Below are 547 nucleotides of genomic sequence, written 5' to 3'. Positions count from 1 at the left end.
CGTTAGTGACGTTATTTTCCCATAGGCTATGATCCACGTTTTCTAAGCTTTCATTTTCATCTGTCATATATGAAGCATTAGCCACCCATAACTGTCCGATAATCTCAGCTGCACTCAAATCACGCTCAAACCCTTGCTTGCCCGTACTACAAAAACTACAATCGAGTGCGCAGCCAACTTGTGAAGACACACATAGTGTTTTGCGGCCATTGAGTTTGCTGTCATCAGCCGGAATCAATACGGTCTCGACCAACGAGCCACCAGTGACTTCGAATACCCATTTACGCGTGCCATCATCGCTGTATTGACGATGAATAACCTTGGGCGGTACGACACAAGCATTGAGTGATAATTTATCACGCAATGACTTACTCAAGTTGGTCATTTGTTCAAAGTCCGTCACCCCATGCTGATAGATCCACTTGATGACCTGAGTCGCACGAAATGGCTTTTCACCGATACTTTTGAAGTAATCAGACAGCTGTGCTTGTGTCATGCCTAATAGATTGGTTTTTGCGTGCGCCTCGTCTACTAGCTTAATACTATC

1 pseudogene is annotated in these 547 nt (G+C 44.6%); it reads right to left on the bottom strand.

Annotated elements, in window-relative coordinates:
- A pseudogene (locus ACS8FC_RS20190) lies at nt 1-541 on the bottom strand (23S rRNA (adenine(2503)-C(2))-methyltransferase RlmN); the annotation flags it as partial.
- Nucleotides 542-547: the final 6 nt, after the last annotated feature.

The sequence above is a fragment of the Psychrobacter sp. 1Y4 genome (assembly GCF_051847555.1).
This window is presented reverse-complemented; position numbering and strand designations above follow the sequence as displayed.